The organism is Streptomyces avermitilis MA-4680 = NBRC 14893 (genome assembly GCF_000009765.2).
In the GTDB taxonomy this organism is placed as follows: Bacteria; Actinomycetota; Actinomycetes; order Streptomycetales; family Streptomycetaceae; genus Streptomyces; species Streptomyces avermitilis.
Map to the genome: position 1 here is coordinate 3,732,050 of NC_003155.5, position 23,700 is coordinate 3,755,749.

Genomic DNA, 23,700 nt, shown 5'->3' on the forward strand with positions numbered 1-23,700 from the left:
TCATGAACCGCAAGCACGCTCTCAAGGCCTCGCTCGCTCTGCTCGGCGCGGCCGTCTCGGGTGGCGTACGCGCCGTCGTGTCGTGGCTGCTGCAGATCGGTACGGACGGGTCGTGACGGCGCGGCGGGCGGTGGTCCGGCGGTGGTACGCACGTGCGCGTGAGCGCCGGCCTACCTGTGCGGGGGCCCGGCCACCCGTGCGAGCGGGGGCCGCCGGGCCGCGCCTATCCTGGTGAGACCGCGGGGTACTGCGTTCCGGCAGGCCCCGCCTGTCCCCACCTGACGGAGAGCACGTTGTACTTCACCGACCGTGGCATCGAGGAGCTGGAGAAGCGGCGCGGCGAGGAAGAGGTCACCTTCGAGTGGCTCGCCGAGCAGCTGCGTACGTTCGTCGATCTCAATCCGGACTTCGAGGTGCCGGTGGAGCGGCTGGCGACGTGGCTGGCGCGACTGGACGACGAGGACGACGAGGAGTAGGCCCTCCTCGGCCCCTCATCGGCCCTCGGGGGTAGCGACGCGGGTGGGCCGGCAGGGGTACCCGCTCGGGTGGACCCTCAGGGGAAGCTACGCGGAGCGGTCGCCGGATGGACAGGTCGGCCGCGCGGGTGCGTGAGGTCGTACGCCCGTTCCAGCGCGCCATGCGTCAGCAGCGGCGCGCTCGCGGCCGGACGGCCCGCGCTGCGCTTCCGTACGCGGCCCGACTACTGACGGGCTGGACCCGACAGCGCGGTCGCGCGCCCGGGCTGGGGCCCCTTCCGCCGACATGCGTCCATATTGGGCACATTCACCCCTTTCACCCCCCAGGTGTTCACCAGAACGGGTGTCTTGACTTTCGACATCCGCGATATATCGTGTTTAGGGAGAGACCGGAAGACGCGATATGACGTGTCGCACCCTGCTCCGGCCGAGGAGGTCTGCACCATGTCCGAGTGGTCCGTCGCAGAGCCGAGGAAGCTCACCTTTGACGACCCCGTGACGGCACTCCATGTGCGCATCGTCAACGGAACGGTGAACGTCGTGGGCACCGAGGAGGGTTCCGCCCGGCTCGAGGTGTCCGCGATAGAGGGCCCGCCGCTGACGGTCACGCAGAAGGGCGGCACCCTCACGGTGGCGTACGACGACCTTCCCTGGAAGGGCTTCCTCAAGTGGCTGGACGGAAAGGGCTGGCGCCGTAGCGCGGTCGTCTCGCTCGCCGTCCCGATGAGCACGCGCGTGGAGGTGGGTGTGGTCGGCGCCGGCGCCGTGGTCTCCGGGATCGACGGACCCGCGGAGGTGAAGGGCGTCACCGGCGACACGACGCTGGTGCGGCTCTCGGGCCCGGTACACGCCTCCACGGTCTCGGGGAGCGTGGAGGCCCAGGGCGTCACCGGCGATCTGCGCTTCAGTTCCGTCTCCGGCGACCTGACCGTGGTCGAGGGCTCGGGCCCCTCCGTGCGGGCCGAGTCGGTCAGCGGCTCCATGATCGTCGACCTCGACCCGGCGGACCGTCCGACCGACATCCACCTGTCGAACGTCTCCGGGGAGATCGCCATCAGGCTGCCCCACCCCGCGGACATGGAGGTGGAGGCGAACACCACGAGCGGCACCGTGTCGAACGCCTTCGAGGACCTCCGGGTCAGTGGGCCGTGGGGCGCGCACAAGATCACCGGCCGGCTCGGCTCGGGCAGCGGCAAGCTCAAGGCGATGACCGTCTCCGGCTCCATCGCCCTGCTGCGCCGCCCTCAGGCGGAGGACGAGCCATGGGACGCGGAGCCGCCGACACCCGGCGACGCACCCCGGCCCAAGGACATGCCCCGACCCAAGGACACGCCCCGGCCCAAGGACACGCCCCGGCCCGAGGACGCGCATCAGCCCGAGGACACGCGTCGCACGGCGTCAGTGCCAAAGGACGCGGTGCCCGACGAGGACTCCACCGACGGCCCGACCGAGAAGAAGGGGCTCTGACATGCCTCCCGTCTTTGCCCATGGCCGCCTGCGCCTGTACCTGCTGAAGCTGTTGGACGAGGCGCCGCGCCACGGCTACGAGGTGATCCGGCTGCTGGAGGAGCGCTTCCAGGGGCTGTACGCGCCGTCCGCGGGCACCGTCTATCCCCGGCTCGCCAAGCTGGAGGCCGAGGGACTGGTCACGCACACCACCGAGGGCGGCCGCAAGGTCTACGCGATCACGGACGCGGGCCGCGCCGAACTGGCGGACCGGCAAGGTGAGTTGGCCGACCTCGAGCTGGAGATCCGCGAGTCGGTGGCTGAGCTGGCCGCCGAGATCCGGGCGGACGTGCGCGGCGCCGCGGGTGATCTGCGCCGCGAGATGCGGGCGGCGGCGACCGAGGCCCGGCGCGGCCCCGAGGCAGGTGCCAAGGACGACGGGCGCCACGGGGAGTACGGCGACAAGGAGTCCTGGCGCGTCGCGAAGGAGGAGATGCGCCGCGTCAAGCAGGAGTGGAAGGAGCAGGCCCGGCGCGCGAAGGACGAGAGCCGGCGGGCCCGCGAGGAGGCCCAGCGGGCGCGCCACCAGGCCAAGGAGGCGCAGGAGCACGCACGCGCCCAGGCTCAGGAAGAGTTGCAGCGCATCGCCAGGCGGGTCCAGGAGCAGGTCCAGGACCACTTCGCGCGAGGCGACTGGCCGACGGGCGTACGGGACGGTCTGAGCGAACTCGCCAAGGAGTTCGGCGAATTCGGGAAGGACTTCGGAAGGGAGTTCGGCAAGGACTTCGGCTTCGGCCGCACCGAGACGAAGGAGGGCCCGAGGACACCGGCCGACGCCGGCACCGGCCCGACCGCCGGCGCGGAGTACTCGGTCACGCCGGAGGACTTCCCCGCCGATTACGAACCGGCCTGGGCGCACGAGGACTCCACGGGCGACCCCGCCCGCGACCTGGACCGTCTCCTGGACCGTTTCCGTGACGACATCCGCGACGCCGCCCGCGACCACGGGGTGACGGAGGAGCAACTGCGCTACGCCCGGCGCCACTTGTCGACGGCAGCGGCACACCTGGGCGCAACTCTGCGCACCCCGAAGGCCTGACGATCACCCGGCTCGGCCACGGCCACGGCCACCGGGCGGCCGGTCGCGGCCGTGCGGGAAACCGGTCGCGGTCAGCGGGCGGCCGGTCGCGGCCGTCCGGGAAACCGGTCGCGGTCAGCGGGGCCGGGCCGAGCACTCCGGGAAACGCTTCAGCAGTCCAGGACAGCCGGGGCGCCCACCCCAAAGGCCCGCCTCCGACAGGGCACCGCCGCCGTCCCGAAATGCCCCCCGAACGCGCCGCCCGCAGTTCACCCGGCCTTCGCCGCTCCCCCGCCGTACAACACGCGCGTCACCGCCTCGTACGTCACCCCGTGATCCGCGAGAACCTCGGCCGGGACGCCCGGGCGGGCGGTCAGGGCGAGCAGCAGATGTTCGTCGCCGATATGCCGGTCGCGGTGGGCGACGGCGATACGGAGGGACTCCGTGAGGAGGTCCTTGGCGCCGCGAGTGAAGGGGCGTCGCCCCGCCCCCCGGCGCCCGCCGCCCGTCCCGCCGACCGCCAACGCGCCCGCCCCATGAGCCTCTTCGACCCTGGAGACGATCTCCGTGAGGTCGATGCCGAGGCCGGTCAGGGCTTCCGCGTCGGCGCGGGAGAGGCCACCCCGGCGGCGGGCCTCGGCCAGGTCCCGCTCCACCTCGCTGCGGCGGCCCGCCAGCCCGAGCGACGCCAGGGCGAAGGAGCCACGGCTGGCCTCGCGGTCAAGGAGTGCGAGCAGCAGATGCGCCTCGTCGACCTTCTCCTCCCTCGCCCGTTCGCAGTGCCCGACCGCGCCCGTGACCACGGCGCGGGCGTCCTTCGTGAACCGTTCGAACATCACTGCCTCCCGTACTTCTTGTGCACGGCCTGCCTGCTCACTCCGAGTTCCGCGGCGATCTCCTGCCACGACCAGCCCTGGTTGCGCGCACTGCGCACCTGCACCGCCTCCAGCTGCTCCAGCAGCCTCCGCAGCGCGGAGACCGCCCGCAGCCCGATCCGCGGATCGCGGTCGCCCGCGCGCTCGGCGAGATCCGTTGCTTCGGTCATACTGTCAACTTAAGTTGACAAGGAGGTTTTGTCAACCACGATTGACACATCCGGTGCGGACACAGGTCCGATACGGGGCACACGTCCGGATGCGGACACACGAACGGCGGGCCCGGTGAACCGGGCCCGCCGCAGACGGGAGACGGGAGACGGGAGGAGCGAACAGCCGTCAGGTCGTGGTCAGTACGATCTTGCCGAACAGGTCGCCCGACTCCAGACGTTCGAAGCCCTCACGTGCGCGGTCGAGCGGGAGCACCTCGTCGATAACGGGACGTACGCCGGTGGCGGCGCAGAAGGAGAGCAGGTCCTCCAGCTCGTCCTTGGTGCCCATCGTGGAGCCGACGATCTTCAGCTCCAGGAAGAAGATGCGGGTGAGCTCGGCGTGGGAGGGACGGTCTCCACTGGTCGCGCCGGAGATGACGATCGTGCCGCCGGGCCGCAGCGACTTCACGGAATGTGACCAGGTGGCGGCGCCGACGGTCTCGATGACGGCGTCCACCCGCTGCGGCAGCCGCGCCCCCGGCTCCAGCGCCTCCACCGCGCCCAGCTCCACGGCCCGCTTGCGCTTGGCCTCGTCACGGCTGGTGGCGAAGACACGCAGCCCGGCCGCCTTGCCGAGCACGATCGCGGCCGTCGCGACGCCACCGCCGGCGCCCTGGACGAGCACGGAGTCGCCGGGGCGTACGCCCGCGTTGGTGAAGAGCATGCGGTACGCCGTCAGCCAGGCGGTCGGCAGACAGGCGGCCTCTTCGAAGGACAGGTCCTTGGGCTTGGGGAGGAGGTTCCAGGTGGGCACGGAGACCTGCTCGGCGAAGGTGCCCTGGTAGCGCTCGGTGAGGATGGAGCGGGGTTCGTTCGGGCCGACTCCGTGGCCGGTCTGGCCGATGACGGAGTGCAGGACGACCTCGTTGCCGTCCTCGTCCACGCCGGCCGCGTCACAGCCGAGGATCATCGGGAGCTTGTCCTCGGAGAGACCGACGCCGCGGAGGGACCACAGGTCGTGGTGGTTCAGGGAGGCGGCCCTGACCTTCACGGTGGTCCAGCCGGGCCTCTGCTCGGGGGCCGGGCGCTCCCCCAACTCCAGGCCGCTGAGCGGCTGGTCACGGTCGATTCGGGCGGCGTAGGCAGCGAACATGACCTTGACGATAGGCTCCGCACCCCACCGACGGAACCGGCACCGCCTGTGACACGCGTCCCGTCACACCCCGGGCACCGGCACCACGGCCGGCACCCGACACACGGGTCGGGACGGGCGCCTCACCGACGAAGCAGGGCGCGACCCGCGCGCGCCTCCAGATGTCACCGCGCACCCGCCCCCGGCCCCCCGCCCGAAAATCACCCGCACGGACGCCCGCGCGAAGAAAAAAATGGCCCCGCCCAAACGGGCGGGGCCACCAGAAACCCGCTCAGCGGCGAGCCACACCTTCCGCCCGGGCAGCCGCGGCCACCGCCGCGGTCACCGCAGGCGCCACCCGCTCGTCGAACGGCGACGGAATCACATAGTCCGCGGCGAGATCGTCACCGACCACATCGGCCAGCGCGTCCGCCGCCGCGATCTTCATCCCCTCCGTGATCCGCGACGCGCGCACCTGAAGCGCCCCCGCGAAGATCCCCGGAAACGCCAGCACGTTGTTGATCTGGTTCGGGAAGTCGGACCGGCCCGTAGCCACCACGGACGCGTACTTGTGCGCGATCTCGGGATGCACCTCGGGGTTCGGGTTGGCCATGGCGAAGACGAACGCGCCCTCCGCCATCGAAGCCACCGCCGGCTCCGGCACCGTACCGCCGGAGACCCCGATGAAGACGTCCGCGCCCGCGAGAGCCGACTCCAGCGAGCCCGACAGGCCCGCCTTGTTCGTGATCTCCGCGAGCTCGCGCTTGACCGGCGTGAGGTCGTCCCGGTCCTTCGACACGACGCCCTTGCGGTCCGCGACCGCGACATCCCCGAGCCCCGCCGCCAGCAGGAACTTGGCGATGGCGACGCCGGCCGCACCCGCGCCGGAGATCACCGCACGCAGCTCGCCCAGCGTCCGCCCGGTCAGCTTCGCGGCGTTCCGCAGGGCCGCCAGTGTCACCACGGCCGTACCGTGCTGGTCGTCGTGGAAGACCGGGATGTCCAGCCGCTCCTGGAGCTTGCGCTCGATCTCGAAGCACCGCGGCGCCGAGATGTCCTCCAGATTGACCCCGCCGAAGGACGGCGCGAGCCGGACGACGGTCTCGACGATCTCGTCGGCGTCCGTCGTGCCCAGCGCGATCGGCACGGCATCCACCCCGCCGAACTGCTTGAACAGAATCGCCTTCCCCTCCATCACCGGAAGGGAGGCTTCGGGACCGATGTCCCCGAGCCCGAGCACGGCCGTCCCGTCGGTCACCACCGCGACCACGGACGACTTCCACGTGTAATCGTGGACCAGCTCGGGCTGCTCGGCGATGGCGGTGCACACCTTCGCGACGCCGGGCGTGTACGCCAGGGACAGGTCGTCCCTGTCGCGGATGGGCACGGTGGCCTGCACGGCCATCTTGCCACCACGATGCAGCGCGAACGCGGGATCGAAGGAATCGAGGGGCTCCGCCCCGCCTTCCTGATCCGTACTGCTGTCGCTGCGAGGATTGACGATCTCCGCTGCCACTTTGTTTTACCCCTTAAGTCTTCATGGGTTGAGGGTGTCCACTCCTGGTGAGGGGTGGGCGGGCACCGCGTAGGCCCAGCCGCCGTGGTTGCGTACGGGCCGCTACGCGACGGGCGCGCCGCACACGCGCCCTGAGCCCCGGATGAGGGGTGTAAAGAACCTTCTTACCCGACGGACCGCATCGAGGACGAGTCCATAACGCGAAGGTCACACGCCGACGAGATGTCTCCTGGCCGATCACGGCTGGTGATGACCGAATATGCACACAAGCCCCCGGACATGTCCGCCACGTCCATAAGGCCGTACATGCGGAGTTACGACCGACCGCATCGTGAGACGCACCGAAGATCTTCCGGCCGGAAGGAAAGATTCCCGCATATGGTCCGGCCTTGATGTACCGGCCTGAAGCAGTTCGAGGATCACCCGTTATCCGATTTTGACATAGTCGGCCCCCTGAATGGCGCAGTCCGAATGGCAGGATGCCCGTAATCACACGAGGTCGCGACACCCGATGGTGTGTGTTCTCGTCGACCCAACGGCAGCAACGCCGGCCATCGGCAACTCCATACCTTCCCGCCGGAGGAACTCACCATGACCGCAAGCACCATCCGCCGTTCGACCGCCATACGCTCCCGGATAGCTGCGGTCGGCGCGATCGCGGTCGCGGGCACGCTGCTGCTCACCGGCTGCGGTGACCAGACCAAGAGCAAGAGCAACGAATCGGGCAGCAGCTCGTCGGGCTCGGCACCGCTGGCCGACAAGCTCCCCGAGTCGGTCCGGAACGCGGGTGTCGTCAAGGTCGGTTCGGACATCGCTTACGCGCCGGTCGAGTTCAAGGACAACTCCGGCAAGACGGTCGGCATCGACCCGGACCTGGCCGAGGCGATGGGCAAGCAGCTCGGGGTGAAATTCGAGTTCCAGAACGGCACCTTCGACACCCTGATCACGGGTCTGCGCTCCAAGCGGTACGACATCGCCATGTCCGCGATGACCGACACCAAGGACCGCCAGGAGGGCGTCGACTCCACCACCGGCAAGAAGGTGGGCGAGGGCGTCGACTTCATCGACTACTTCACCGCGGGCGTGTCGATCTACACCCCCAAGGGCAAGACCCAGAACATCAAGACCTGGTCCGACCTGTGCGGCAAGAAGCTCGTGCTGCAGCGCGGCACGGTCTCCGAGGACCTCGCCAAGTCCGAGGCCAAGAAGTGTCCCAGTGGCAAGACCATCTCCATCCAGGCCTTCGACAACGACCAGCAGGCCCAGACCCGCCTGCGCGCGGGCGGTGCGGACGCCGGCTCCTCCGACTTCCCGGTCGCCGCGTACGCGGTGAAGACCTCCGGCGGCGGCAAGGACTTCCAGATCGTCGGCGAGCAGGTCGAGGCCGCGCCGTACGGCATCGCGGTCGCCAAGTCCAACACCCAGCTGCGGGACGCCCTTCAGGCCGCCCTCGACGCGATCATCAAGAACGGCGAGTACGACAAGATCATCGCGAAGTGGGGCGTCGAGGACGGCTCCGTCAAGGCAGCCCAGATCAACGGCGGCAAGTGACCCGGAATCCACGGGCACTGAAAGGCAACATCCGTGACTGTTGACATCGACAAGACGACGGGCCCGGAGGGCACTCCCCCGGGCGGGCCGGAAGCCATCAAGGCCATTCCGGTCAGGCACTACGGGCGCTATGTCTCCGCCGTCATCGCCATCGCGATCCTGATCGCGATCATCTACGCGTTCGGCCAGGGCAAGATCAACTGGCACGCCGTACCGGACTACTTCTTCGACGACCGCATCCTCACGGGCGTCGGCAAGACGCTCCTGCTGACGGTGCTGTCGATGCTGATCGGCATCGTCGGCGGCATCCTGCTGGCCGTCATGCGCCTGTCGAAGAACCCGGTGACGTCGTCCATCGCCTGGTTCTACATCTGGTTCTTCCGCGGCACCCCGGTCCTGGTCCAGCTCATCATCTGGTTCAACCTGGGCCTGGTCTTCGAGTACATCAACCTCGGTCCGATCTACAAGGACTACTGGTCGAGCTTCATGACGCCGTTGCTGACGGCGCTCCTGGGACTCGGTCTGAACGAGGCCGCGTACATGGCGGAGATCTGCCGCGCGGGCCTGCTCTCGGTCGACGAGGGCCAGACCGAGGCCTCGCACGCGCTCGGCATGAGTCACAACAAAACCCTGCGCCGGATCGTGATCCCGCAGGCGATGCGTGTGATCGTGCCGCCCACGGGCAACGAGGTCATCAACATGCTGAAGACGACCTCGCTGGTGTCGGTCGTCCAGTATCCGGAACTCTTCCGCTACGCCCAGGACATCGGCCAGACGTCCGGCGCGCCCGTGGAGATGCTCTTCCTCGCCGCCGCCTGGTACCTGATCATGACCTCGGTCCTCAGCATCGGGCAGTACTACGTCGAGCGGTACTACGCACGCGGTTCCAGCCGTAGTCTGCCGGCCACACCGTTCCAGAAGATCAAGGCCAACATGCTCTCGCTGGGCCGCCCGAGGGGAGGCACGGCATGACCGCCAACGTGACCAAGACGGACGCCACCACGCCGATGGTGAAGTCCGAGGGCGTCCACAAGTCCTTCGGCGCCGTGGAAGTCCTCAAGGGCATCGACCTGGAGGTGAAGACCGGCGAGGTGTTCTGCCTCATCGGCCCCTCCGGCTCCGGCAAGTCGACGTTCCTCCGGTGCATCAACCACCTGGAGAAGATCAACGCCGGTCGTCTGTCCGTCGACGGCGAGCTGGTCGGCTACCGCCAGAAGGGCGACAAGCTGTACGAGCTGAAGGACAGCGAGGTCGCGGTCAAGCGCCGCGACATCGGCATGGTCTTCCAGCGCTTCAACCTGTTCCCGCACATGACGGCGCTGGAGAACGTCATGGAGGCGCCGGTCCAGGTCAAGGGCGTCAGCAGGGCCAAGGCGCGGGAACGCGCGGGCCAGCTCCTGGAGCGCGTGGGCCTGGCCGACAAGGCGAAGAACTACCCCTCGCAGCTCTCCGGCGGCCAGCAGCAGCGCGTGGCCATCGCCCGGGCCCTGGCGATGGACCCGAAGCTGATGCTCTTCGACGAGCCGACCTCGGCGCTCGACCCGGAACTGGTCGGTGACGTCCTCGACGTCATGCGCGACCTCGCCGAGTCCGGCATGACGATGATCGTCGTCACGCACGAGATGGGCTTCGCGCGCGAGGTGGGTGACTCGCTGGTCTTCATGGACGGCGGTGTCGTGGTCGAATCCGGCCACCCCCGCGACGTACTGACCAATCCGCAGCACGAGCGGACGCAGTCGTTCCTGTCGAAGGTGCTCTAGCGTCGAAGGTGCTGTAGCGGTACGTGCGTGAAGGGGCGGTACGGGATTCCCGTACCGCCCTTCGGCATGCGCCGTCACGGGAGCGGCGCAGGGTCAGATCTTGACCACCGTGCCGGGCCCTCCAGGGCTCACTTGACCGCGAGGATCAGCGTGTCCGAGGGCGAGCGCCACACCGGCCGGGCCTCGCCGAAGCCCTTCTCGCGCAGTACGCGCGCGTGCCACGCGGCGGACGGCATGTCACCGTCGGCGTGCTCCCCGTAGATCTCGAAGCGGCGGGCCGTCGGGGCCGCGAGCACCGGGTCCTGGGCGGCCAGCGCCCACCATTCGGCCCAGTCGAGGGCACCGTCCGCTTTGGCCTGATCCATACGGACGTGCCGCTGCGCCCGCTCCGCCGCGTTGATCCGGGGCGTCGACTCGTCGATCATGTGGTCCGCGTTCATGAAGACACCGCCGTCGCGGACCAGCTCCGCGACCTGACCGTAGAGGGCCGCGAGGGGTTCGCTGTGCAGCCAGTGGAGGGCGGTGGCGGTGAGTACGGCGTCGTACGCGTCGTACGGCAGCCGGGCGGGCCACTCGGGGTCCTTCAGGTCCGCGGTGACGAAGGAGACCCGCTCGTCGCCCGCGAACGTGCCCTCGGCGATGGTGAGCAGCGCGGGGTCGAGGTCGACGCCGGTGCTGGTCGCGTTCGGGAGACGGGCGAGCAGGCGGGCCGTGATGGTGCCCGTGCCGCAGGCGAGGTCGAGAACGCGCGGCTCGGGGCCGACGAGCGCCTCGACCATGTCGAGCATGATCCGGAAGCGCTCCTCGCGGTCCGGCATGTACCACTCCTGCTGCCGGTCCCAGCTTTCCTGCCAGGCGTGCCAGTCGGTTCCGGTCGTCGTGGTCATGGAAGCCCCTTCTTCGCTCGGCCGCACCCTTACCCGTAATACCCTGGAAGCACGATCAGCTGTTACCTGACCGCACGCACGACGATAGAGCGCCCTCGTAAGGACTACAAGTGGAACTGGCCTATTACTCGGATTACGCCGTACGTCTCGTCAACAGCGAGGAGCCGGCCCGGGGCAAGGACGCGCTCACCTCGGTGGAGGCCGTCCGCGACCTCTTCGGGGGCAACGCGTCGGCGGCCCGGCGCGCTACGGACGCGGACGTGACGCGGTTCCGTTCGGTCCGCGCGCGCCTGCGCGCGGTCTTCGAGGCGGCCGACGGCGGCGACGAGACGCTCGCCGTCGACCTGCTGAACTCGCTGCTGCTGGAATTCCCGGTGAGCCCGCAGATCTCGGGCCATGACCACCGGGACGACGACGGGCGCCCGTTGTGGCACATGCACCTGGCCGACCACCCGTCCAACGCGACCGCGGGCTACGCGGCGATCGCCACGATGGGCCTCGCGTTCCACCTCACCGAGTACGGCGTGGACCGCCTCGGCCTGTGCGAGGCGGCGCCGTGCCGCAACGCCTATCTGGACACCTCGACGAACCGCTCCCGGCGCTACTGCTCGGACCGCTGCGCCACCCGCGCGAACGTGGCCGCCTACCGGGCCCGCAAGCGCCTGGAGGCGGACCGGACGGAGAGCACGGGCCGGGCGGCCGAGAGCGCCCAGAGCGCGAGCGCGAACGGCGAGCGCTGACCCTCCTTGCGCGGCCGGTACCGGAACCGCACCTTCCCGAGGACGAATTCCTCGGGAACGGTGCCGTAGTCGGTGCTGTCCCCGCCCGCGTAGGGGTTGTCCCCGAGCACCCACCAGCCGCCCTCGCGCCGCTCCACGGCCCGCTTCACGACGAGCAGATCCTGCTGGAAGGGATGCCGCAGCACGACGATGTCGCCGGGCCTGACGCGCGCCCCGTACTGAAGTAGCAGCCGATCCCCGTGCTGAAGCGTGGGGACCATCGACGGTCCCGTCACCTCGGCCGCCCCGAACGGCAGCACGGCCCTCCCACGCTCGGTCTCCTGCGACAGCTCCGGCATCACCGGCACCTCCCCGGTCCGATCCTCCACCAGTCCCAGTTTCACCCTGGACTTTTGTCGTAAGCCCATGGGGGCACTCGCGAAAAGACGTCTCCTACGGAGTAATGTCCCACCTGAGAAGACGATCACGAGGAAGGACAGCTCAATGCTCTCCCGCCTGTTTGCCCCCAAGGTCAAGGTCAGCGCGCACTGCGACCTGCCCTGCGGTGTGTACGACCCGGCCCAGGCCCGCATCGAGGCGGAGTCGGTGAAGGCCGTCCAGGAAAAGATGGCCGGCAACGACGACCCGCACTTCCAGGCTCGCGCCACGGTCATCAAGGAGCAGCGCGCCGAGCTCGCCAAGCACCACGTGTCGGTGCTCTGGAGCGACTACTTCAAGCCCCCGCACTTCGAGAAGTACCCGGAGCTGCACCAGCTGGTCAACGACACCCTGAAGGCCCTCTCGGCCGCCAAGGCGTCCACGGACCCGGCCACGGGCCAGAAGGCGCTGGACTACATCGCCCAGATCGACAAGATCTTCTGGGAGACCAAGAAGGCCTGATCCTGGATCAAGCCGTTTGACCCGCGACCCTGTCGGTCGCTCGGTCTTCCTGCCCGCACCCGGCCCGTGGGCCGCCGAACACGGCGGCCGTGACGGTCCGGGTGCGGTCTTTTTTGTCTCGACTTCGACGTCACGGATCCGGCGTCACGGATCCGGCGTCACGGATCCGACGTCACACACCCGGCGCCTCGGACCCGACGTCACACACCCGGCATCACGCACCCGACGCCACACACCCGGCATCACGGATCCGGCGCCTCGGACCCGGCGTCACGGACCCGACGCCTCGACACCGAGGTCCCTGTCCGAGTGCGACGTCTCCCCCGGGCGCCCCTAGGGTCGGCCCCGTCCGATTTCCGCCAGGCGGGCCAGGGCCGGCAGGGCGTCGGCGATCGCCTGGCGCTGTTCGGGGGCCAGTTGGGCCACCAGCGGGGTGAGGTGCCGCGTCCGGTCCTCGTGGCGCGAGCGGCCGATCTTGCGGCCCGCCTCGGTGATGTGGACGAGGACGGCGCGGCCGTCGCTCGGGTCGGACCGGCGCTCCACCAGCCCGTCGCGCTCCAGCCGGGTGACCAGCTGCGTGATGCCGGGCTGGCTGACCTGCTCGGTCCTGGCCAGATCGGTCAGCCGCATCGGGCTGCCGCCGAACGCGAGGGTGTCCAGCACCGACAGCGTCGTGAAGGACAGCTTCTCCAGCATCGGGAGCCGGATGTAGAAGCGGTTGAAGTTCTCGATCGCCGTGGTGAACGCGTCCACGTCCAGCTCGGCGTGCGCCTCTTCGCCCGGCTTTTCGGCGAGCTCGTCGTTGAGCTCTTCGTTCACATCTTGGTTCTTGGTGTCGTGCACCCCAGAAATATATCGTGAACTTATGTAAGCTGCTTATGCTGTTGCGGCGGATGCCCCGTGTGCCGCCACCCGCGGGGCGCGTCATACCTGGTCAGCGCTAGGAGAGGGATCCATGACTGTTCGTGTCGGCATCAATGGCTTCGGGCGGATCGGACGCAACGTCTTCCGCGCGGCAGCCACCCGGGGCGCGGATCTGGAGATCGTCGCCGTCAACGATCTCGGCGACGTGGCGACCATGGCCCATCTGCTGGCCTACGACTCGATCCTGGGCCGCTTCCCGGAGGAGGTCACCGCGGAACCCGGTGCGATCCGCGCCGGCGACACCACCGTCAAGGTTCTCGCCGAGCGCGACCCCGCCGCCCTGCCCTGGGGCGACCTGGGCGTGGACGTGGTCATCGAGTCCACCGGCATCTTCACGGACGCGGCCAAGGCCCGCGCGCACGTGGACGGCGGCGCCAAGAAGGTCATCATCGCGGCCCCGGCCAGCAACGAGGACGTCACGGTCGTGCTCGGCGTGAACCAGGACGCCTACGACCCGGAGCGCCACACGATCATCTCCAACGCCTCGTGCACCACCAACTGCCTCGGCGTACTGGCCAAGGTGCTGCACGACGCCGTGGGCATCGAGTCCGGCATGATGACCACGGTCCACGCCTACACCCAGGACCAGAACCTCCAGGACGCCCCGCACAAGGACCTGCGCCGTGCCCGGGCCGCGGGCCTCAACATCGTGCCCACCTCCAGCGGAGCCGCCAAGGCCATCGGCCTGGTGCTGCCCGAACTCCAGGGCCGCCTCGACGCCTTCGCCCTGCGGGTCCCCGTCCCCACCGGCTCGGTCACCGACCTGACGGTCACCGCCAGCCGCAGCACCACGGTGGAAGAGGTCAAGGAGGCGTACGCCAAGGCCGCCGCCGGCGCGTACAAGGGTCTGTTGTCCTACACCGAGGCCCCCATCGTCAGCACCGACATCGCGGGGGACCCCGCCTCCTGCGTCTTCGACGCCGAGCTGACCCGCGTACTGGGCTCCCAGGTCAAGGTCGTCGGCTGGTACGACAACGAGTGGGGCTACTCCAACCGCCTCATCGACCTGGCCCTGCTGGTCGGCGACACCCTCTGACGGCAGCGGCAACGACGGAGTCCGGCGGGCAACGACGCCCCGCCGGACTCCGCATGTGTGCGGCCGCTTCCCGGGTGAATTCAACCATGCATTTCAGGCCTTTTATGCAGAGCGTGTATTCACTACTGCCGATATCAGCCGCCGGCCGTGCACACAAAGGAGAGCCGGTCATCACACATGGGCGCGGCAACGGTTCTGGTTAAATCCTGGTGAACGAAAGTCTCCACATGCACGAATTCAAGCCAGTCGGCCGGAACCGGCACACTATATCCGCAAATCGTTATGGCATTGCGCCCCCAATGCGCGGTAGTGTTTGATTGCAGTACCACGGCCACTGAGGTCTCACAAGGAGATGAATCTGTGACGAACGTGACTGGGGACTACACGGACTGCACTCCTCTGCTCGGCGACCGAGCGGCACTCGACAGCTTCTACGAGGAACACGGCTACTTATTCCTGCGGAACGTACTCGACCGTGACCTCGTCAAAACGGTGGCGGAGCAGATGCGGGAAGGACTCGTCGCGCTCGGTGCCGCGGATCCGCACGCCACGCTCGAGGAACTCACGATCGACTCCTTCGAGTCGGTCGACGAAGTGGCCATGCACGACTACGTCAAATACGACGCATTCTGGAACAACCCGTCGACCATCAAGGTTTTCGAGCAGGTGTTCGGCGAGCCGGTATTCGTGTTCCTCTCCACGACCATCCGGTACTACCCGTCGCAGGCGGGCTCCGAGGAGCCGTCCTTCCACTACCTGACGCCGTTTCACCAGGACGGCTTCTACATAGGGCCCAACCAGGACTTTCGCACCTTCTGGATCCCCCTGATACGGACGACCAGGGAGTCCGGAGGTGTCGCGCTGGCGGACGGCAGCCACCGGCGCGGAAAGCGCGACCACGTGCTCAACGAGTCCTTCCGCAGGTTCGGCCACCCGGTGCGCGGAATTCCGCCGACGGAGGTGAGTGAGGACGAACACCTGCTGCACTCCCCCATGGAGCCGGGAGACATCCTCCTCTTTCATGCGCACATGTGCCACAAATCAATTCCGAACCTGTCGAAGGACCCGCGCCTCATGCGGATGTCGATGGACACCCGGGTACAGCCCGCGAAATCCCACCGCGGCTTCAACGCAATGACGCCCTGGACGGAATCGGCAAAGGACGCGTCAAAGGGAATCATGGCGAAGATCACCGGTACCCCCACCGACGTGGAATGACGACCAACCCCCACCCGGAGATTTTCCCCGGCGGGCGTCGATTCGAAAAACAGAGGTATGGATTTGACTTCAGAGACGTCGCCCGCAGGTGGCCCGGTGGAAAAGGAAGATCTGGTCCGCCAGGGCAGTGACAAACCAGCGGGATTATCGGGCGCCGGCCTGGCAGTGATCCTGACGGGCTTCGCGCTGTCCATCGCCGACTTCTTCATCGTCAACGTGGCGCTGGCCACGGTGAAACACGACCTCCACGCATCCGATGCCGAGCTGGAGCTGGTCGTGTCCGGCTACGGAATCACCTATGCGCTCGGCCTGGTCATGGGCGGGCGTCTGGGAGACGCGTTCGGCAGACGACGTCTCTTCCGTGACGGCCTGATCGCGTTCACGATCACGTCGGCACTGTGCGGCTTCGCGCCGAACGTCACCTTCCTCATCGCCGCCCGTCTGTTGCAGGGCGCGGCCGCCGCGATGCTCGTACCGCAGGTGCTGGGCACCATCCAGGCGGCGACCGACGGCGCGTCCCGCGCCCGGGCGATCAGCCTCTACGGCGCCACCGCCGGGATCGCGGCGGTGGCCGGACAGATCATCGGCGGATTCCTGCTGATGCTCGACATCGGCGACTCCGGCTGGCGATCCGTGTTCATGATCAATGTGCCGATCGGTCTGGTGGCGCTGCTGCTGGTCCGGCGCATGCCCGCCACCAAGGCGGACCGGAAACCGGGCCTCGACCTGCTCGGCACGGCCCTGTTCGGGGTGACCATGGTCTGCGTGCTGATGGTGATCGTCGAGGGCAGGTCGCTCGGCTGGCCGGTCTGGCTGTGGTCACTGCTGGTGGTCGCCGCCGTCGCGGCCGTGACTCTGGTCAGGGTCGAGCGCGGGCTGGAGGCCCGGGGCGGTTCACCGTTGCTTCCCCCCTCGATCCTGGCCCGCCACAGCATGCGCACGGGGCTGATGGCGGTCGTGCCCTTCTCCATCGGGTTCGGCAGCTTCCTGTTCGTCTACACCCTGGTCGCGCAGGACAAGCTGGGCCTCGGGGCGCTGGCCTCGGCCGGCGTGCTGTCCCCGTTCGCCTCGTCCTTCTTCGTGGTCTCGCTGTTCACCCCGAAGATCACGGCCCGTATCGGCCGGCGCATCGTGTCGGTGGGCGCGGTCGTCCAGGGCACGGGCCTGCTGCTGCTCGCCCTCCTGATCGGAGTGGAGTGGCCGCATCTGCCGCTCCTGCTGGTCCTGGCGGTGCTCGCCTTCACCGGCATCGGCCAGGCTCTGATCGGACCGACACTGCTGAGGATGGTGCTCGCCGACGTACCCCCCGCGTCGGCGGGCACCGGCAGTGGAGTGCTGGTCACCAGCCAGCAGACGGCAACGGCCCTGGGCGTCACGGTCGGCGGGACCCTCTACCTCACCCTCGCGAGCTCGCTCGGCGACGCGTCCGGGGCGGTGCTCGTCCTCGTTCTGCTGGCCCTGTTCTCCGCGGTCATCTTCGCCCTGAGCCTGCGGCTGCCCGAGCCGCGCTAGCCGACAGCCGCTGCCCGAGCCGCGCCGGCCGACAGACGCGGAAGAACCGCTCGCCGACACACGTGGAGAAGCTGCATGCACCTTCAACCGAGTACGGCCGTCGTGACCGGCGCGGCGAGTGGCATCGGTTTCGCGCTCAGCGCCCGACTGGCACAAGCGGGCGCCAGGGTCGTGATGACGGACATCGCGGGTGACGGCCTGGCCGGGGCCGTCGAGGAGCTGGCCGCGCACGGCGCGGACGTCACCGCCGTGGTCGCCGACCTCACCGACCCGGCCGCGGTTCAGGAGCTGGCCGACACGGCCTTCGGGCGGCTCGGCGACATCGACGTGGTCTGCAACAACGCAGGCGTCGTCGGACCGGTCGGAATGCCGCTGTGGAGCGTTCCCCTGGACGAGATGCACGCTGTCTTCGACGTCAACTACTGGGCGCACGTCCATGTCGCGCGGGCCTTCGTGCCGCGCCTCCTCGACAGCGGGCGCCCCTCGCACCTCGTGCAGACCGCCTCGATGTCCGCGTTCGTCGTCGGCGCGGGTACCGCGTCGTACGCCGCGTCCAAGCATGCGGACCTGGCCGCGGCCCGAAGCCTTCGGGCGGACCTCGACGGCACTCCCGTGCGGGTCTCGGTTCTCTGCCCGGGGCGGGTCGACACACCGATGACCCGGGGTCTTGTCGCTCCCCGGAACGCGACCGGGAACACGACGATCAGCGCGGACGAAGCGGCCGACGCGGTGTGGAACGCGCTGGGCTCGGACCGCTTCTACATATTCACCAACGCCGATGCCCAAACCAGGCTCGGCGATCAATTCAACGACGTATGGCGCCATCTGGCACGGGAAAAGTACTGGACCGAATCCTCTTCACCGAGCGTTAACAGTTCTCGCCCATGACCACCGGGTTTCGCGGGCAGAAACCCACCGCACCGATATCTTTATGAGGGAGATACCGTGGTGGATATCGAGGCAGTGAGAGCGAAGTACCGGGAGGAACGCGACAAGCGCGTGCAGGCCGATGGTGGCCGACAGTACCTGAGTGCGCAGGGGGAATTCGCCCATTACGCCGACGATCCTCACGCGAAGCCGATCGAGCGGGCTCCCGTTTCCGACGAAGTGGATGTCACCATCATCGGCGCGGGAATCGGCGGACTGCTTCTGGGAGCCCGGCTGCGCGAGGCGTGCGCATTCGACACCATCCGACTCGTCGACAAGGCCGGGGACGTCGGCGGGACCTGGTACTGGAACCGTTTTCCCGGGCTGCGCTGCGATGTCGAGAGCTATGTCTACATGCCGCTTCTCGAAGAGCTGGGACGCCTCCCCTCGGAGAAGTACGCGACCGGCGCCGAGATATTCGAGCACTGCCAGGCCATCGCGCGGACATACGATCTCTATGACGAGGCGTTGCTTCAGACCTCCGTCACCGAGCTGAGCTGGGACGAGGATTCCTCGCGATGGCTGGTGCGCACGGACCGCGGGGACCTCGTCCGATCACGCTTCGTGGCCATGGCGATCGGGTCCCTGCACAGGCCCAAGCTTCCCTCGATACCCGGAACAGAGGCCTTCCAAGGACACTCGTTCCACACCAGCCGCTGGGATTTCGCATACACCGGCGGTGACATCTCGGGCGGGCTGGAGAAACTCGGGGACAAGCGGGTCGGAATCGTCGGAACCGGTGCGACGGCAGTCCAGTGCATCCCGCATCTGGCCGAGTCGGCAGCGCATCTCTACGTCTTCCAGCGGACGCCGTCGACCGTCAGCGTACGAAACAACAGGCCGACCGACCCGGGCTGGGCGGCGGGGCTCGAACCCGGCTGGCAGCAACGGCGGATGGACAACTTCCATGCGCTGACCTCGGGCGTCGACCAGGACGTGGACCTCGTCCAGGACGGCTGGACGGAGATCACCTCCAAGCTCGCCGCGATCCTCCCGAAGTCGGCGGCCGACGCGGACCCGAAGGACATCGGCACCGCCGTCGAACTCGCGGACTTCCACAAGATGGAGGAGCTGAGGAAACGGGTCGACGCGATCGTCCACGACAAGGACACCGCCGACGCCCTGAAGCCGTACTACCGGCTCTTCTGCAAACGACCGTGCTTCCACGACGGATATCTGGACACTTACAACCGGCCCAACGTCACCCTGGTGGACACCCAGGGACGCGGAGTGGAGCGCCTCACCCCGACCTCCGTGGTGGCCGGCGGCCGGGAATACCCGGTCGACTGCCTCATCTTCGCCTCGGGCTACGAATCCGAATTCGGCGTCCCCTACACGAACCGCACCGGATTCAGCATAGTCGGCCGGGACGGAATTCGACTGTCCGAGAAGTGGGCCGAGGGCGCCCGCACCTTCCACGGTCTCCAGGTGAACGGCTTCCCCAACTGCTTCATCCTGTCCAAGGCGCAGTCGGGTCTCCACGTCAATGTGCCGTACATGCTCAATGAGCAGAGCAAACACGTCGCCTACATCCTCAAGGCCGTGCAGCAGCGCGGTCGGCAGGTGGTGGAAGCATCCGCCACCGGCGAGAAGGAATGGGTGGAGACGATCCTCAGGCTGGCGAACCGGAACCTCGACTTCACCGAGTCCTGCACCCCGGGCCTTTTCAACAACGAGGGAAACCCTCGAAATGTGGCCATCCTCAACTCCAGCTACGGAGGCGGATCGGTCGGATTCGTCAATATTTTGAAACGGTGGCGAGAGGCGGACGACCTCGCCGACCTCGAATTACGTGAAGGGTAGGTGTCAAGAGCAATGGACATTACGCGGATACCTGGTTCGGCGATCGGCGCGGTCGTGGCCGGCGCCGACTTTTCAGGCACCATCGACGACACGCAGGTCGAAGAGATCTGGCAGGCCCTCGACCAGCACCTCGTGCTGGTTTTCCGCGGGCACAAGGATCCCTCGAACGACGACCTCCTCATGTTCGCCCGGCGCTTCGGGCACGTACCGAAGACCGGCCTGACGACCGGTGCCAGCCCGGATCACAACGAGATCCTCCTCATCTCCAACATCCTCGACGAGAACGGGCAGAAGATAGGCGTCGGCAACGCGGAGTGGATGGACTGGCACACGGACTACTCCTTCCGCCCGAGGGTGTCCCGCATCGGCTTCCTGGCGGCGGTCGAGCTACCGCCGTCGGGCGGCGGCCAGACGCTGTTCACCGACATGTACACGGCCTACGAATCCCTCCCGGACGACCTCCGGCAGCGCCTGCACTCCTACCGGGCCAGGCATTCGCTCCGGTCCGGCTACGAGGACGTCATCGAGGAGGAGTACCAGGGCGAGGTCTCCATCGAAGGGCCGACCGCGAAACCGTTCGTGGCCCCCGAGGACGGTACGGCGACGGTCCATCAGCTGATCGCCAGGAACCCGCGGACCGGCCGCCGCGCGGTGTACGCCAACCCGCTCAACACCAAACGCATCCTCGAACTGGACGTCACCTCCAGCAAGGAGGTGCTCCAGCAGCTGTTCGCCAAGCCCGGTGAGCCGGAACTGACCTACGCCCACGAGTGGCTCCCCGGTGACATCGTCATGTGGGACCAGTTGGGGACCGTCCACGCCAAACGGGCTTTCGATCCGACCGAGCGCCGGCTCCTGCGCAAGGTCGTCACGATCTTCGACGACCCGGCGGAGCCGTGGCACCCGGAGGACGCGGCGTGATGCCGCGCGGGCCGAGGCGGTGTCACTCGCGCGTCAGCCAGGTCGGCAAGCATGGAACAGACCGTCCGCAGCGGCAACGGGGCCGCAGGCGGCATCCTCGGCCACTCCTCGGCCGGACTCCGGAATGACAGGCACGACGGCGCCCTCACACCAGGAGCGGCGCCGCAGCGTTCGTCCACCGTGGACCCCGTGCACCTGGTGGACCCCGTGAAGGGTGTGGCGTCATGACCGTGACCCCGGAAAGTCTGCACCGCAGCCGCGACGCGATCACACCGGCGTTGCGCACCGCGCTCCACCTGCTCGACGAGGAGACCCGCCATCAGGCGGCGTACCACCTCGGCTGGATCGAGGCCGACGGCACCCCGGCGGACGGCGGCGGAGGCAAGGCCGTACGGCCCGCGCTCGCGCTGCTGTCGGCGCAGGCGGCCGGCGCACCGGCGGAAACCGGCCTGCCCGGTGCGGTGGCCGTCGAACTGGTGCACAACTTCTCGTTGCTGCACGACGACCTGATGGACGGCGACGAGGAGCGTCGGCATCGACGTACGGTCTGGACGCTGTGGGGCGCCTCGGGCGCGATCCTCACCGGTGACGCGCTGCTGGCGCTCGCGCAGGAGGTGCTGCTCGACTGCGGGCTGCCCACGGGGGCGGCCGCGGCGCGGCTGCTCGCCCGCACCACCCGCGACCTCATCCGCGGGCAGGTGCAGGACGTGGCGTTCGAGCGGCGGGCCCATGTGCCGATCGAGGAGTGCGTCGACATGGCGGCCGGCAAGACCGGCGCGCTGCTGTCGGCCAGCGCCGCGATCGGTGCCGTACTGGCCGGCGCGCCGGTGACCACCGTCGACGCCCTGGCGCTCTACGGGCAGCAGGTGGGCCTCGCCTTCCAGCTGACCGACGACGTCCTCGGCATCTGGGGCGACCCGGCTGTCACCGGCAAGTCGGTCCACTCCGACCTGCGGGCCCGCAAGAAGTCGCTGCCGGTCACGTACGCGCTCAACCAGGGCGGGACCGTGAGTGTCGAGCTGGCCACCTGGCTCTCCGCACCAGGCGAGCCCGACGAGGCAGAGCTGCGCCGGGCGGCCGACCTGGTGGCGGCGGCCGGCGGCCGCGACTGGGCCACCGCCGAGGCGGCCCGGCGCATGGCGCTCGGGGAGGCCGCGCTGCGCGGCGTCGACCTGGACGCCGCGGCGCGCGACGAGCTCATCGCCCTCGGACACTTCGTCGTCGACCGGGAGGTGTGAGGTGGCGAGCGCCGCCGGCCGGACACCCGCCCGGCCCGCGGCCGACGCTCCGCGGGCCAGGCCGGCCGACGCTCCGCGGCCCGAGTCGGCCGGCGCTGCGCGGCCCGAGTCGGGCCACGGCCCCGAACCCTGCCGAGCCGTCGCCGAAGCCCTGCCCGCAGCGTCCGGAACCGCCCCACGCACACGCACACGCACACGCACGGGGGCAGGCAACGCCGCCCGCCCTCGTACGACCACCCCCACCGCAGGCAGCGCCGCCCGCACCCGTACGACAGCCACCACCGCCCTCCCCACCGCAGGCAGCGCCGCCTGCTCCCGGCGGATGTCCGCGACCGGCAGGCCGTGACCAGCCGGCTCGGCGCCCGCGGGTGTCCCCGCTGGTGCCCCGGAAGGCCCGCCCGGTCGTGACCGTCGTTCAGCCCTCCACCGCTCAGGCCGCCTTGCGCCGATCCCACCCCCGGAGGCGCCCGCTCCCTCCTCACGGGTTCCCGCCGCGCCCGGCCCGGCCGGCCCGTCGAACCCCCCGTGCCGAAACGCTTCCTCACCCGTCGCGGACCGGCATGGCACGCCTGTGACCCACAACAGCCCCCCCAGGAGACCCGCAATGCCCCAGGACGTCGACTTCCACATACCGTTCCCCAGCCGTCGCAGCCCCGACTTCGAGCGGGCCAGGGCCGACCACCTCAGCTGGCCCCGCGCGCTCGGCCTCATCGGCACCGACGCCGCCGCCGAGCGCCACAGCCGGGGCGGCTACGCCGATCTGGCCGCCCGCTTCTACCCCTCGGCCACCGGAGCCGACCTCGACCTGGGCGTCGACCTGATGTCGTGGTTCTTCCTCTTCGACGACCTCTTCGACGGGCCGCGCGGCGAGGACCCCCAGGAGACCAGGAAGCTCACCGACGCCGTCGCCGCCGCGCTCGACGGCCCCCTGCCCACGTCGGCGCCGCCCATCGCCCATGGTTTCGCCGACGTGTGGCGGCGCACCTGCCAGGGCATGTCCCCCGCCTGGCGCGCGCGCTCCGCCCGGCACTGGCGCAACTACTTCTCCGGATACGTCGACGAGGCGGTGAGCCGCCACCTCAACACCCCCTACGACTCGGCCGGTCACTACCTCGCCATGCGCAGGCAGACCATCGGCGTGCAGCCCACCGTGGACCTGGCCGAGCGCAGCTGCCACTGCGAGGTGCCCCAGCGGGTGTTCGACAGCGCCGTGCTGTTCGCGATGCTCCAGATCGCCACCGACACCAATCTGATCCTCAACGACATCGCCTCCCTGGAGAAGGAAGAGGCCCGCGGCGAGCTGAACAACATGGTCTTCATCCTGATGCGCGAGCACGGCTGGACGCGCGGCCGCAGCATCGCGCACATGCAGGACGGAGTCCGCACCCGCCTCGAACAGTTCCTGCTCCTCGAGGCCTGCCTGCCGAAGGTCTACGACACCTTCGAGCTCACTGCGCAGGAGCGCGAGAGCGCGGAGAAGTACCGGATGGACGGGGTGCGTTCGGTGATCCGGGGGTCGTACGACTGGCACCGCAGCTCGGGCCGGTACGCCGCCGACTACGCGATCGCCGCCAGCTACCAGGGCTACCTCGAGGAGCTGGGCAGCACGCTGTAGCCGCCCAGGAGTTG

General features: G+C 68.9%; 24 protein-coding genes. 17 read left to right on the plus strand and 7 right to left on the minus strand.

What is annotated here, in order from left to right:
* The first annotated feature begins 293 nt into the window (after positions 1 to 293).
* From SAVERM_RS15465 to SAVERM_RS15475, 3 genes are all read left to right on the plus strand, one after another.
* Positions 294 to 476 (plus strand): DUF6104 family protein, encoded by a 183-nt coding sequence (locus tag SAVERM_RS15465; RefSeq protein WP_005312030.1) that lies wholly within the window; start codon positions 294 to 296, stop codon positions 474 to 476.
* A gap of 444 nt (positions 477 to 920) precedes the next feature.
* On the plus strand, positions 921 to 1,943 hold the full coding sequence (locus SAVERM_RS15470; RefSeq protein WP_159029023.1) for a DUF4097 family beta strand repeat-containing protein: 1,023 nt from the start codon (positions 921 to 923) through the stop codon (positions 1,941 to 1,943).
* Between the two features lies 1 nt (position 1,944).
* Positions 1,945 to 3,021 (plus strand): PadR family transcriptional regulator, encoded by a 1,077-nt coding sequence (locus SAVERM_RS15475; RefSeq protein ID WP_010984409.1) that lies wholly within the window; start codon positions 1,945 to 1,947, stop codon positions 3,019 to 3,021.
* A gap of 248 nt (positions 3,022 to 3,269) precedes the next feature.
* Here the strand turns inward: SAVERM_RS15475 and SAVERM_RS15480 are convergent, their stop codons facing one another.
* From SAVERM_RS15480 to SAVERM_RS15495, 4 genes are all read right to left on the minus strand, one after another.
* On the minus strand, positions 3,270 to 3,836 hold the full coding sequence (locus SAVERM_RS15480; RefSeq protein ID WP_010984410.1) for a Clp protease N-terminal domain-containing protein: 567 nt from the start codon (positions 3,834 to 3,836) through the stop codon (positions 3,270 to 3,272).
* Positions 3,836 to 4,045: a helix-turn-helix domain-containing protein gene (locus SAVERM_RS15485; RefSeq protein WP_010984411.1), complete on the minus strand. Its 210-nt coding sequence runs from the start codon at positions 4,043 to 4,045 to the stop codon at positions 3,836 to 3,838. Before SAVERM_RS15485 ends, SAVERM_RS15480 begins: the two co-directional genes overlap by 1 nt.
* 169 nt (positions 4,046 to 4,214) lie before the next feature.
* A complete protein-coding gene (locus SAVERM_RS15490) occupies positions 4,215 to 5,180 on the minus strand; it encodes a zinc-binding dehydrogenase (protein WP_010984412.1) in 966 nt (321 codons plus the stop codon).
* Positions 5,181 to 5,451: 271 nt separating this feature from the next.
* Positions 5,452 to 6,675, minus strand: coding sequence for an NAD(P)-dependent malic enzyme (locus SAVERM_RS15495; protein WP_010984413.1), 1,224 nt, complete (start codon positions 6,673 to 6,675; stop codon positions 5,452 to 5,454).
* A gap of 591 nt (positions 6,676 to 7,266) precedes the next feature.
* Here SAVERM_RS15495 and SAVERM_RS15500 point away from each other — a divergent pair.
* Genes SAVERM_RS15500 through SAVERM_RS15510 form a run of 3 tightly spaced genes read left to right on the plus strand, consistent with a single transcriptional unit; the run spans position 7,267 to position 9,986 of the window.
* Entirely contained in the window at positions 7,267 to 8,226 is a 960-nt protein-coding gene (locus tag SAVERM_RS15500; protein ID WP_010984414.1) for an ABC transporter substrate-binding protein, read from the plus strand.
* 33 nt (positions 8,227 to 8,259) lie between these two features.
* Positions 8,260 to 9,198, plus strand: a complete 939-nt coding sequence (locus SAVERM_RS15505) for an amino acid ABC transporter permease (protein ID WP_010984415.1) — start codon at positions 8,260 to 8,262, stop codon at positions 9,196 to 9,198.
* On the plus strand, positions 9,195 to 9,986 hold the full coding sequence (locus SAVERM_RS15510; RefSeq protein ID WP_010984416.1) for an amino acid ABC transporter ATP-binding protein: 792 nt from the start codon (positions 9,195 to 9,197) through the stop codon (positions 9,984 to 9,986). Before SAVERM_RS15505 ends, SAVERM_RS15510 begins: the two co-directional genes overlap by 4 nt.
* 128 nt (positions 9,987 to 10,114) lie before the next feature.
* On the opposite strand, the gene SAVERM_RS15515 is transcribed toward SAVERM_RS15510, so the two are convergent.
* Entirely contained in the window at positions 10,115 to 10,873 is a 759-nt protein-coding gene (locus tag SAVERM_RS15515) for a class I SAM-dependent methyltransferase (RefSeq protein WP_037648976.1), read from the minus strand.
* 110 nt (positions 10,874 to 10,983) lie between these two features.
* Here SAVERM_RS15515 and SAVERM_RS15520 point away from each other — a divergent pair, with 110 nt between their 5' ends.
* Positions 10,984 to 11,613, plus strand: coding sequence for a CGNR zinc finger domain-containing protein (locus tag SAVERM_RS15520; RefSeq protein WP_010984418.1), 630 nt, complete (start codon positions 10,984 to 10,986; stop codon positions 11,611 to 11,613).
* On the opposite strand, the gene sodX is transcribed toward SAVERM_RS15520, so the two are convergent.
* Positions 11,517 to 11,951: a nickel-type superoxide dismutase maturation protease gene (sodX, locus tag SAVERM_RS15525; protein WP_010984419.1), complete on the minus strand. Its 435-nt coding sequence runs from the start codon at positions 11,949 to 11,951 to the stop codon at positions 11,517 to 11,519. The two genes, SAVERM_RS15520 and sodX, sit on opposite strands and share 97 nt — an antisense overlap.
* Positions 11,952 to 12,096: 145 nt before the next feature.
* Between sodX and sodN the strand changes: the two genes are divergently transcribed.
* Positions 12,097 to 12,492: a superoxide dismutase, Ni gene (gene sodN, locus SAVERM_RS15530; RefSeq protein ID WP_004983535.1), complete on the plus strand. Its 396-nt coding sequence runs from the start codon at positions 12,097 to 12,099 to the stop codon at positions 12,490 to 12,492.
* 333 nt (positions 12,493 to 12,825) lie between these two features.
* Here the strand turns inward: sodN and SAVERM_RS15535 are convergent, their stop codons facing one another.
* On the minus strand, positions 12,826 to 13,335 hold the full coding sequence (locus SAVERM_RS15535; protein WP_010984420.1) for a MarR family winged helix-turn-helix transcriptional regulator: 510 nt from the start codon (positions 13,333 to 13,335) through the stop codon (positions 12,826 to 12,828).
* Between the two features lie 112 nt (positions 13,336 to 13,447).
* Here SAVERM_RS15535 and gap point away from each other — a divergent pair, with 112 nt between their 5' ends.
* From gap to ptlA, 9 genes are all read left to right on the plus strand, one after another.
* Positions 13,448 to 14,452: a type I glyceraldehyde-3-phosphate dehydrogenase gene (gene gap, locus SAVERM_RS15540; RefSeq protein ID WP_010984421.1), complete on the plus strand. Its 1,005-nt coding sequence runs from the start codon at positions 13,448 to 13,450 to the stop codon at positions 14,450 to 14,452.
* 360 nt (positions 14,453 to 14,812) lie between these two features.
* Positions 14,813 to 15,670 (plus strand): 1-deoxypentalenic acid 11-beta-hydroxylase, encoded by an 858-nt coding sequence (gene ptlH, locus SAVERM_RS15545; RefSeq protein ID WP_037648981.1) that lies wholly within the window; start codon positions 14,813 to 14,815, stop codon positions 15,668 to 15,670.
* Between the two features lie 165 nt (positions 15,671 to 15,835).
* Complete coding sequence (locus tag SAVERM_RS15550; protein WP_244905198.1) at positions 15,836 to 17,182, plus strand: MFS transporter; 1,347 nt, start codon at positions 15,836 to 15,838, stop codon at positions 17,180 to 17,182.
* Positions 17,183 to 17,257: 75 nt separating this feature from the next.
* Entirely contained in the window at positions 17,258 to 18,070 is an 813-nt protein-coding gene (gene ptlF, locus SAVERM_RS15555) for a 1-deoxy-11-beta-hydroxypentalenate dehydrogenase (protein WP_010984424.1), read from the plus strand.
* Positions 18,071 to 18,127: 57 nt separating this feature from the next.
* A complete protein-coding gene (gene ptlE, locus SAVERM_RS15560) occupies positions 18,128 to 19,912 on the plus strand; it encodes a neopentalenolactone/pentalenolactone D synthase (RefSeq protein ID WP_010984425.1) in 1,785 nt (594 codons plus the stop codon).
* 12 nt (positions 19,913 to 19,924) lie between these two features.
* Complete coding sequence (gene ptlD / locus SAVERM_RS15565) at positions 19,925 to 20,833, plus strand: neopentalenolactone/pentalenolactone F synthase (protein WP_037648983.1); 909 nt, start codon at positions 19,925 to 19,927, stop codon at positions 20,831 to 20,833.
* Between the two features lie 51 nt (positions 20,834 to 20,884).
* Complete coding sequence (locus SAVERM_RS42725; protein WP_010984427.1) at positions 20,885 to 21,061, plus strand: hypothetical protein; 177 nt, start codon at positions 20,885 to 20,887, stop codon at positions 21,059 to 21,061.
* On the plus strand, positions 21,058 to 22,071 hold the full coding sequence (locus SAVERM_RS15570) for a polyprenyl synthetase family protein (RefSeq protein WP_010984428.1): 1,014 nt from the start codon (positions 21,058 to 21,060) through the stop codon (positions 22,069 to 22,071). The genes SAVERM_RS42725 and SAVERM_RS15570 overlap by 4 nt, the downstream gene beginning before the upstream one ends.
* Positions 22,072 to 22,675: 604 nt before the next feature.
* Positions 22,676 to 23,686 carry a pentalenene synthase gene (gene ptlA, locus SAVERM_RS15575; protein ID WP_010984429.1) on the plus strand — a complete coding sequence of 337 codons (1,011 nt, stop codon included), beginning with the start codon at positions 22,676 to 22,678 and terminating at the stop codon, positions 23,684 to 23,686.
* The last annotated feature ends 14 nt before the right edge of the window (positions 23,687 to 23,700 follow it).

Bases quoted from the DNA above. Each gene is read 5' to 3' on its own strand.
- ptlA (WP_010984429.1), top strand. From the start codon at position 22,676: ATGCCCCAGGACGTCGACTTCCACATACCGTTCCCCAGCCGTCGCAGC.
- ptlD (WP_037648983.1), top strand. From the start codon at position 19,925: ATGGACATTACGCGGATACCTGGTTCGGCGATCGGCGCGGTCGTGGCC.
- SAVERM_RS42725 (WP_010984427.1), top strand. From the start codon at position 20,885: ATGGAACAGACCGTCCGCAGCGGCAACGGGGCCGCAGGCGGCATCCTC.
- SAVERM_RS15515 (WP_037648976.1), bottom strand. From the start codon at position 10,873: ATGACCACGACGACCGGAACCGACTGGCACGCCTGGCAGGAAAGCTGG.
- sodN (WP_004983535.1), top strand. From the start codon at position 12,097: ATGCTCTCCCGCCTGTTTGCCCCCAAGGTCAAGGTCAGCGCGCACTGC.
- gap (WP_010984421.1), top strand. From the start codon at position 13,448: ATGACTGTTCGTGTCGGCATCAATGGCTTCGGGCGGATCGGACGCAAC.
- sodX (WP_010984419.1), bottom strand. From the start codon at position 11,951: ATGCCGGAGCTGTCGCAGGAGACCGAGCGTGGGAGGGCCGTGCTGCCG.
- SAVERM_RS15500 (WP_010984414.1), top strand. From the start codon at position 7,267: ATGACCGCAAGCACCATCCGCCGTTCGACCGCCATACGCTCCCGGATA.
- ptlF (WP_010984424.1), top strand. From the start codon at position 17,258: ATGCACCTTCAACCGAGTACGGCCGTCGTGACCGGCGCGGCGAGTGGC.
- SAVERM_RS15475 (WP_010984409.1), top strand. From the start codon at position 1,945: ATGCCTCCCGTCTTTGCCCATGGCCGCCTGCGCCTGTACCTGCTGAAG.
- SAVERM_RS15490 (WP_010984412.1), bottom strand. From the start codon at position 5,180: ATGTTCGCTGCCTACGCCGCCCGAATCGACCGTGACCAGCCGCTCAGC.
- SAVERM_RS15470 (WP_159029023.1), top strand. From the start codon at position 921: ATGTCCGAGTGGTCCGTCGCAGAGCCGAGGAAGCTCACCTTTGACGAC.
- SAVERM_RS15510 (WP_010984416.1), top strand. From the start codon at position 9,195: ATGACCGCCAACGTGACCAAGACGGACGCCACCACGCCGATGGTGAAG.
- SAVERM_RS15480 (WP_010984410.1), bottom strand. From the start codon at position 3,836: ATGTTCGAACGGTTCACGAAGGACGCCCGCGCCGTGGTCACGGGCGCG.
- SAVERM_RS15485 (WP_010984411.1), bottom strand. From the start codon at position 4,045: ATGACCGAAGCAACGGATCTCGCCGAGCGCGCGGGCGACCGCGATCCG.
- SAVERM_RS15570 (WP_010984428.1), top strand. From the start codon at position 21,058: ATGACCGTGACCCCGGAAAGTCTGCACCGCAGCCGCGACGCGATCACA.